This is a genomic window from Leifsonia sp. PARNA 1/14 (genome assembly GCF_055720965.1).
This window is the reverse complement of record NZ_JBVQSP010000001.1, coordinates 473,185-480,694: the sequence shown is the minus strand read 5'-3', so window position 1 is coordinate 480,694 and position 7,510 is coordinate 473,185. Positions and strand designations below refer to the sequence as shown.

The following is a 7,510-nucleotide window of genomic DNA, read 5'->3' as shown; positions in this document are numbered from 1 at the left end:
AACGCCGGAGTCGGGGCCGGTGCCACGACCGGCGAGCAGGGAGGCGACCCAGGTGCCATGGTCGGCCGCCTCCCCGGCGCCGAGCGGCTTCTCGCCGTTCGCGGCGCCGACCCCGGACACATCCGTGCCTCCCGCGATCGCGCCGGCGAGATCGGGCACCGAGCCGTCGACGCCGGTGTCGATCACCGCGACCTTCACGCCCGCGCCTTTGGTCGTCTGCCAGGCCTTCGTGAAGCCGTAGTCGTTGAGCCAGTACTGCATGTCGCGTACTTGATCGGCGTGCGCGACCGTGGCAGGCGCCAGGCCGATGGCGAACGCCGTCGCGAGCGCTCCGACGGCCGACAGCGCACGACGGCGCGCCCGGCCGAACCGGGAGTGGGAGCGGGGCGCCGCCGGGGTCAGCCGACCTGGATGCGGCACTCGCACACCTCCGGCGACCACCCGCCGCGAGCGAGGGCGAGGTCGCCGATCGGGTTGACGCCGGGTCCGGTGGCGAGCGCGTGGGCCGCCAGCGCGTGCAGGCACTTGACCCGGGTGGGCATGCCGCCGGCCGAGACGCCCGCGAGCTCCTCCACCACCCCGATGGACTCGCGGTCGGCGAGGTACTGCTCGTGCGCCGCCCGGTACTGCTCGCGCACCTGCTCGTCGTCGGCGAGGAGGTCGTTGTACTCGTTCATCACCTGGGTGGCCTCCAGCTGCGACATGGCGGCCGTGGCGGCGGGGTGGCTGAGGTAGTAGAAGGTCGGGAACGGTGTGCCGTCGTCGAGGCGCGGAGCGGTCGAGACCACGGTGGGACGCCCGCAGACGCAGCGCGCAGCGATGCCGACGACGTTGCGCGCGGGCCGGCCGAGCTGCTCGCTCACGGCGGCGATGTCGTCGTCGGTCACGGGATCGAACGGGGGTCTGGTCATCATCTGCCGCCTGTGGTGCTGGGGGTGCTGGGGGTCGGGGTTGGCGTGGAGCCGAGCTGCGCGGGCGTCGCGTCGGTGAGGCCGGCGCCCATCAGCGAGCCGAAGAGGGAACCGACCCAGTCGGTGTGCGTCTTCTGCAGCTTGGAGCTCACCGGAGTGGTGTCTGTGGTGGCCGCGGGAGGCCTGTCGTCGATGACGAGGTAGCTGACCTCGCCCGGCATGACGTAGTAGAGCCGGTCGCGCGCCTGTGCGCGGAGGTAGCTCGGGTCGTTCCAGCGCGCACGCTGCTCCTTGAGCGCGTCGACCTGCGTGGAGAGCTGGTCGACGGCCTTCTGCTGGTCGGCGATCTGCTGACGCTGGGCGAGGAAGCCCTGCAACGATGGAGCGAGGATCACGACTGCGAGCACGATGGCTCCCATCATCACCAGCGAGAACGCAGAGAAGTGGAGGCCGCGCAGCCACCGCCCGGTCTGTGTCGGCTCGTCGAACGACGCGGCGACGCGCTTGGTGCGGGCGGCCGGGGTGCGGGAGGCGCGGGAGCCGGACTGCTTCGGCATGGCCCCTCCCGGGTGGTCTCGACGGTCGTGGAGGACCGGAAGGCCCCGTGCACAATCGTAGGCGATGCCTGCCCGGAGGCGGCCGTGAGCGCGGGGTGTCGCCCGCCCTTCAGCCGGCTGCCAGCGTCAGCACGAGGCGCACGGCGCCGACCGTCAGGAGGGCGGCGCCGCCGATCGTGAACACGAGGCCAATCGCGCGCGCGTCCTTGGCGCGGAACGCGTGCCGGGCCTCCCGGTCGGCGAACAGCGCCGCTGCCCGCTCGGGGCGACGCAGCAGGTAGGCGCCGAACACCGTGAAGAGAGCGGCGAGCAGCAGGAAGACGGCGAGAGGGAGGATCTCGGCCGGGACGCTCGCCGCAATGCGCATGGGGCGAGCCTAGCGACGCGCTCGATCCTCAACGCCGAAGGGTGAGTAATCGCGGGAATCCCGGGTCGGATTTGCGCGATTACTCACCCTTCGATGAGACGACTCAGCCCTGGAAGCGCGGGAAGGCGCTTCGGCCGGCGTAGACGGCGGCGTCGCCCAGCTCCTCCTCGATGCGGAGCAGCTGGTTGTACTTGGCGACGCGCTCGGAGCGGGCCGGGGCGCCGGTCTTGATCTGGCCGGCGTCGGTCGCGACCGCGAGGTCGGCGATCGTCGTGTCCTCGGTCTCGCCGGAGCGGTGCGAGAGCACGGCGGTCATGCCGCTGCGCTGGGCCAGCGAGACGGCGTCGAGCGTCTCGGTGAGTGTGCCGATCTGGTTGACCTTGACGAGGATGCTGTTCGCGGCCTTGGCCTTGATGCCCTGCGCGAGGCGCTTCGGGTTGGTGACGAACAGGTCGTCGCCGACGAGCTGCAGCTTCGCGCCGATCTCGGCGTTCAGGTGGGCCCAGCCCTCCCAGTCGTCCTCGGCCAGCGGGTCCTCGATGGAGACCAGCGGGTAGTTGGCGGCGAGCTCGGCGTAGTAGGCCGACATCTGGGCTGCGGTGCGGTCCTGGCCCTCGAAGCGGTACACGCCGTTCTCGAAGAACTCGGTGGAGGCCACGTCGAGGCCGAGGGCGATCTGCGAGCCGACGGTGTAGCCCGCCTTCTCGATCGCCTCAGAGATCAGGTCGAGAGCTGCCCGGTTGTGCTCGAGCTCGGGGGCGAAGCCGCCCTCGTCGCCGAGGCCGGTGTTGAGGCCCTTGGACTTCAGCAGCGACTTGAGCGAGTGGTAGGTCTCGACGCCCCAGCGCAGGCCCTCCGAGAAGGTCTCGGCGCCGATCGGGAGGATCATGAACTCCTGGATGTCGACGCCGGTGTCGGCGTGGGCGCCGCCGTTGATGATGTTCATCATCGGCACAGGGAGAACGTGCGCGTTCGGGCCGCCGATGTAGCGGAACAGCGGTAGGTCGGCCGAGTCGGCCGCAGCCTTGGCGACCGCGAGGCTGACGCCGAGGATCGCGTTGGCGCCGAGGCGCTTCTTGTTGTCGGTGCCGTCGAGCTCGATCATGGCCTCGTCGACCAGGCGCTGGTCGCTCGCCTCGTAGCCCTCGATCGCCGGGCCGATCTCGTCGAGGACCGCGTCGACGGCCTTCTCGACGCCCTTGCCCAGGTAGCGGTCGGCGTCGCCGTCGCGAAGCTCGTAGGCCTCGAAGGCGCCGGTGGATGCGCCGGACGGGACGGCGGCACGGCTGACCGTGCCATCCTCGAGGAGCACCTCGACCTCGACGGTCGGGTTGCCGCGGGAGTCGAGAATCTCGCGAGCGCCTACAGCTTCGATCTGAGCCACAACTGTCTCCTTGGTGGTTTCGTGGGTTGCCGATTCAGTCTAGTGACGTCGGGTTAACGGCCAGAACGCCGTGGCGGGAACCTTGCGACAAATGGCGCTCCGGCAGCATCGCCATTTCATCACCATCCTCTTCGCCTCGCCGCGGCGGCCGTGATCGCCATCGGCTTCGGCACGCTCGTCGGGCGCACCGTGTGATGCGAACGGAGGAGATCGGTCGCGGCACGCCGGGCGATGTGAGTTGATGGAGGAGATCCGGCGCATCGGGGCCCGGATCTCCTCCGTTCGCTGCGGCGCAGCGGGACGGGCCCGCTCAGGTCAGCGGCTTGAACTCGAGCGCTGAGGCGTCCGCGGTGCCGGCGTCGACGAACGCGAACGACCGGTAGCCGGAGGCCGCGGCCCTGTCGAGCACCGCCTTGAGGTTCTTCGCGCGCCGATCGAGCCGCACCCGGCGCCCGGAGGCCACCAGATCCGACTTGATCGCCATGAGCCGGTCCAGCGGCACGTCGGCGTCGTGCACGAGCACGACGGAGTCGGCGGCGGAGTCGTCGGGCACGTCGATCAGGTCGACGATGCGCTCGAAGCCGATCGAGAAGCCGGCCGCGGGCACGTCGGTGCCGAGGAACCGGCCGATCATCCCGTCGTAGCGGCCGCCGCCTCCCACCGAGCTGCCCGAACCCGGGTGCGCGATCTCGAAGATGGTGCCGGTGTAGTAGCCCATGCCGCGTACCAGGGTGGGGTCGAACCGCAGCGCGACACCCTCGGGGAGGGTGTCGAGCGCGTGGGCCAGCGCCTCCAGCCCGGCGATGGCGTCGGTGTCCATGCCCGAGGGCAGGATGCCGGAGATCGCCTCCACCGTCAGCTCCACTCCGCCTTCGGCGAGATGCGGCTCGAGCGCCGCGAGGATGCCGCCCAGCACGGCGGCGGAGTCGGCCCCGCCCTCGCTGAGCTCGGCGACGACGCCCTCGGCGCCGATCTTGTCGAGCTTGTCGATCGAGATCAGCACCTGCGGCCAGCGCGCCTCGGCGAATCCGCAGTACTCGAGGAGTCCGTTGAGGATGCGGCGATCGTTGATGCGGATCGTGCAGCCGGTCAGGCCCAGGGCCTCCAACGCCGCGGCCGTCGCCGTGATCAGCTCGACCTCCGCCAGCTGGGAACCCTCGCCGATGATGTCGATGTCGCACTGCACGAACTGGCGGTAGCGCCCCTTCTGCGGCCGCTCCGCACGCCAGACCGGCGCGATCTGGATGCTGCGGAACACGGGAGGCAGCTCGCCGCGGTGGCTGGCGTAGAAGCGGGCCAGCGGCACGGTGAGGTCGAAGCGGAGGCCGAGGTCGCAGAGCGCGAGCGTGTCGCCAGACTCGATCGCCTCCCGGAGGTCGTCGCCGCCGAGGCCGCGCTTGAGCACGCTGAAGGCGAGCTTCTCGTTGTCGCCGCCGAGACCGGAATGCAGCCGGGCGACGTCCTCCACGACGGGCGTCTCGATCTCGTCGAAACCGTGCCCGGCGAAGCTCCGGCGGATCACACCCAGCGCATGCTCGCGGCGGGCCTTCTCGGCGGGGAGGAAGTCGCGCATGCCGCGGGGCGGTGTGATCGGGGAAGCCATGCGTCGATTCTTCCAGATGGGGACGCCGGTGACGCCGCGCTGTCGACCCCGGGGGTATCGCGGCCGGAGCCGAGGCGGTCGTAGACTGCTGGCGTTGCCGCCCTGAAGTCGTGCCGACCCCGCGCGATAGGGCGGTGTCCCAGTGAGGACCTGGCATGAGCCGCAGCCGTCCGATCACTTCGGCCGCGTTGCCAGACACACGACAACGCGCCCGCCGTGGGCCGGAAGAATGCGCCGCCGCGAGGCGTCGGTCTCACCCGAGCGGCGATCCGGACCACCGGCGGACGCGCTGCCGGGTGCGGCTAGAGCGTGTGGTGCCGCCCGAGCGGAACGACCAGCGGCGTCCCGGCGACGGGGTCGGGCGCGATGACGGACTCGACGCCGAAGACGTCGCGCACCAGCTCGGCGGTGACCACGTCGGCCGGGTCGCCGGCGGCGACGATCGAGCCCGCGCGCATCGCGATCAGGTGGTCGGCGTACCGCGCGGCCAGGTTGAGGTCGTGGAGCACCATCACGATCGTGCTCCCGCGGGCCGCGTTGAGGTCGAGCAGCAGATCGAGCACGTCGAGCTGGTGGCTGATGTCGAGGAACGTCGTCGGCTCGTCGAGCAGGAGGATGCCGGTCTGCTGCGCGAGGGCCATGGCGATCCAGACGCGCTGGCGCTGACCTCCCGAGAGCTCGTCGATGGCGCGGTCGGCCAGGTCGGCGACGCCGGTCGCGGTCATGGCCTCCTGGACCGCCGCATCGTCATCGCCGGTCCAGCGCCGGAACCAGCCCTGGTGCGGGTAGCGGCCGCGCGAGACGAGGTCGGCCACAGTGATGCCGTCGGGCGCGGTCGGCGTCTGCGGCAGCAGGCCCAGGCGGGTCGCGACGTCCTTCGTCGGCAGCGAGCGGATGTCCGCGCCGTCGAGCAGCACGCTGCCGGAGGCCGGGGCGAGCAGGCGCGACAGCCCGCGCAGCAGCGTGGACTTGCCGCAGGCGTTCGGCCCGACGATGGCCGTGACGCGGCCGGGCGGGATATCGAGGTCGAGGCCGTCGACGACCACCCGGCCCTCGTAGGCGAGGGTCAGGTCGCGCGCGGCGAGAGTGATCTCCGTGGTCATGTCAGCCTCCCCGGCCGATGCGATTGGTCCTGGCGAGCTGCCAGAGAAGATACGGCGCTCCGACGATCCCGGTCACGACGCCGACCGGGAACACCACCCCGGGCACCGCGAACTGCGCGACGACATCGGAGATGACCAGGACGAGGGCGCCGACGAGCGCGGCAGGGACGAGCGCGAGCGAGCCTCGCCCGACGAGCCGTCTCGCCACGGGCGCGGCGAGCAGCGCGACGAAGGCGATCGGCCCGGCGACCGAGACGGCGACGGCGGCCAGCACCACCCCGACCGCGATGCTCAGGATGCGCGTGCGCTCGGGGCGCACGCCGATCCCGGCCGCCACGTCGTCGCCGAGCCCGAGAGCGGCGAGAGGCCTCCCGACCAGTAGCGCCGCGGGGACGAACACGACGGAGGTCGCGGCGAGCACGGTCAGCGACACGTCGTCGATGCTGTTGAGGCTGCCGGTGATCCAGACCAGCGCCTGCTGCACGTCGCTCAGGTCGGCGCGGGTCAGCACGTACGAAACGAGCCCGGCGCAGATCGCCGCGAAGCCGATGCCGACGAGCACGAAGCGGTATCCGCTCACGCCGTTGCGCCAGGCCAGCAGGTAGATCAGCACAGCGGCGACCAGGGTTCCGGCGAGGACGACGCCCGACAAGGCCAGGCCGGTGATCCCGAACCAGACCAGGGCGACGGCGCCGGTCGCACTGGCGGCCGTGGTGATGCCGATGATGTCCGGGCTCGCCAGCGGGTTGCGCGCGACGGACTGGAACAGGCCGCCGGAGATCCCGAGGCAGGCGCCGACGAGGACGGCGGCGAGGAGCCGCGGCAGCCGCAGGTCGAGGATGACGAACGACGTGAGCCGGTCGGCGCGCCCGACGAGCGCGGCGAGCACGTCGATGGGGGCCACCCCCGCCGCACCGAGCGTGAGCGATACCGCGGACACGACGAACACGAGTACCGCGAGCACGACGGACACCCGGGTCGCACGACCCCGGCGGCGTCGACGGTCGAGCGCGACACTGGAGGCCGCATCGGCAACGACGCGCGACGCCGCGGCGGGCGCGCTCACAGTCCCACCAGCTTGCGTCGGCGCACCAGCGCGATGAAGAGCGGCGCTCCGACGAACGCCATCACGATGCCGACCTGCAGCTCACCGGGCGGTGCGACGACTCGGCCGATGACGTCGCAGGCGATCAGCAGGGCCGGGGCGATGACCGCTGAGTAGGCGAGGATGCGCCGGTAGTCCGCGCCGACGACCCAGCGTGCCACGTGCGGCACCACGAGGCCGACGAATGCGATCGGTCCGACCGCAGCGGTGGCGGACCCGCAGAGGAGCACGATCGCGACGGCCGAGAGAGCACGCGCCAGGCCGACACGCTGACCGAGTCCGCGGGCGACGTCGTCGCCGAGCGCCAGGCCGTTGAGCAGTCTCCCGAGCGCCAGCGCCAGTACGGCTCCGACGACGAGGGTCGGCAGCACCTGCCAGAGCACGCCGAAGCCGCGGCCGGCGAGCGAGCCGACCTGCCAGAAGCGCATCTGGTCGAGCGAGACCCGGCTGGTCAGCATGACGGCGGTGATCAGCGAGACC

General features: G+C 71.5%; 9 protein-coding genes. All 9 read right to left on the bottom strand.

Going from position 1 to position 7,510, the window contains the following annotated elements:
• On the bottom strand, positions 1-420 hold a 420-nt coding region (locus AC0HS0_RS02395; protein WP_472961414.1), incomplete at its 3' end, for a S8 family serine peptidase.
• Positions 399-911 (bottom strand): DUF501 domain-containing protein, encoded by a 513-nt coding sequence (locus AC0HS0_RS02390; protein ID WP_472961413.1) that lies wholly within the window; start codon positions 909-911, stop codon positions 399-401. The genes AC0HS0_RS02395 and AC0HS0_RS02390, both read right to left, overlap by 22 nt.
• Complete coding sequence (locus AC0HS0_RS02385) at positions 911-1,468, bottom strand: FtsB family cell division protein (protein WP_472961411.1); 558 nt, start codon at positions 1,466-1,468, stop codon at positions 911-913. Before AC0HS0_RS02385 ends, AC0HS0_RS02390 begins: the two co-directional genes overlap by 1 nt.
• Before the next feature lie 109 nt (positions 1,469-1,577).
• The gene (locus tag AC0HS0_RS02380) at positions 1,578-1,835 is read right to left on the bottom strand and encodes a hypothetical protein (RefSeq protein ID WP_472961409.1); all 258 of its coding nucleotides are present in this window, start codon (positions 1,833-1,835) and stop codon (positions 1,578-1,580) included.
• 103 nt (positions 1,836-1,938) lie between these two features.
• The gene (eno, locus tag AC0HS0_RS02375) at positions 1,939-3,219 is read right to left on the bottom strand and encodes a phosphopyruvate hydratase (protein WP_472961408.1); all 1,281 of its coding nucleotides are present in this window, start codon (positions 3,217-3,219) and stop codon (positions 1,939-1,941) included.
• A 310-nt stretch (positions 3,220-3,529) separates the two neighbouring features.
• Positions 3,530-4,822, bottom strand: a complete 1,293-nt coding sequence (gene hisS, locus AC0HS0_RS02370; protein ID WP_472961407.1) for a histidine--tRNA ligase — start codon at positions 4,820-4,822, stop codon at positions 3,530-3,532.
• Between the two features lie 302 nt (positions 4,823-5,124).
• Complete coding sequence (locus AC0HS0_RS02365; protein ID WP_472961406.1) at positions 5,125-5,925, bottom strand: ABC transporter ATP-binding protein; 801 nt, start codon at positions 5,923-5,925, stop codon at positions 5,125-5,127.
• Between the two features lies 1 nt (position 5,926).
• Positions 5,927-6,991 (bottom strand): FecCD family ABC transporter permease, encoded by a 1,065-nt coding sequence (locus AC0HS0_RS02360; RefSeq protein ID WP_472961404.1) that lies wholly within the window; start codon positions 6,989-6,991, stop codon positions 5,927-5,929.
• A partial coding sequence (locus AC0HS0_RS02355) for a FecCD family ABC transporter permease (protein WP_472961403.1) occupies positions 6,988-7,510 on the bottom strand: 523 nt, incomplete at its 5' end. The genes AC0HS0_RS02360 and AC0HS0_RS02355, both read right to left, overlap by 4 nt.

Bases quoted from the DNA above. Each gene is read 5' to 3' on its own strand.
- AC0HS0_RS02390 (WP_472961413.1), bottom strand. From the start codon at position 911: ATGACCAGACCCCCGTTCGATCCCGTGACCGACGACGACATCGCCGCC.
- AC0HS0_RS02385 (WP_472961411.1), bottom strand. From the start codon at position 1,468: ATGCCGAAGCAGTCCGGCTCCCGCGCCTCCCGCACCCCGGCCGCCCGC.
- AC0HS0_RS02380 (WP_472961409.1), bottom strand. From the start codon at position 1,835: ATGCGCATTGCGGCGAGCGTCCCGGCCGAGATCCTCCCTCTCGCCGTC.
- hisS (WP_472961407.1), bottom strand. From the start codon at position 4,822: ATGGCTTCCCCGATCACACCGCCCCGCGGCATGCGCGACTTCCTCCCC.
- AC0HS0_RS02365 (WP_472961406.1), bottom strand. From the start codon at position 5,925: ATGACCACGGAGATCACTCTCGCCGCGCGCGACCTGACCCTCGCCTAC.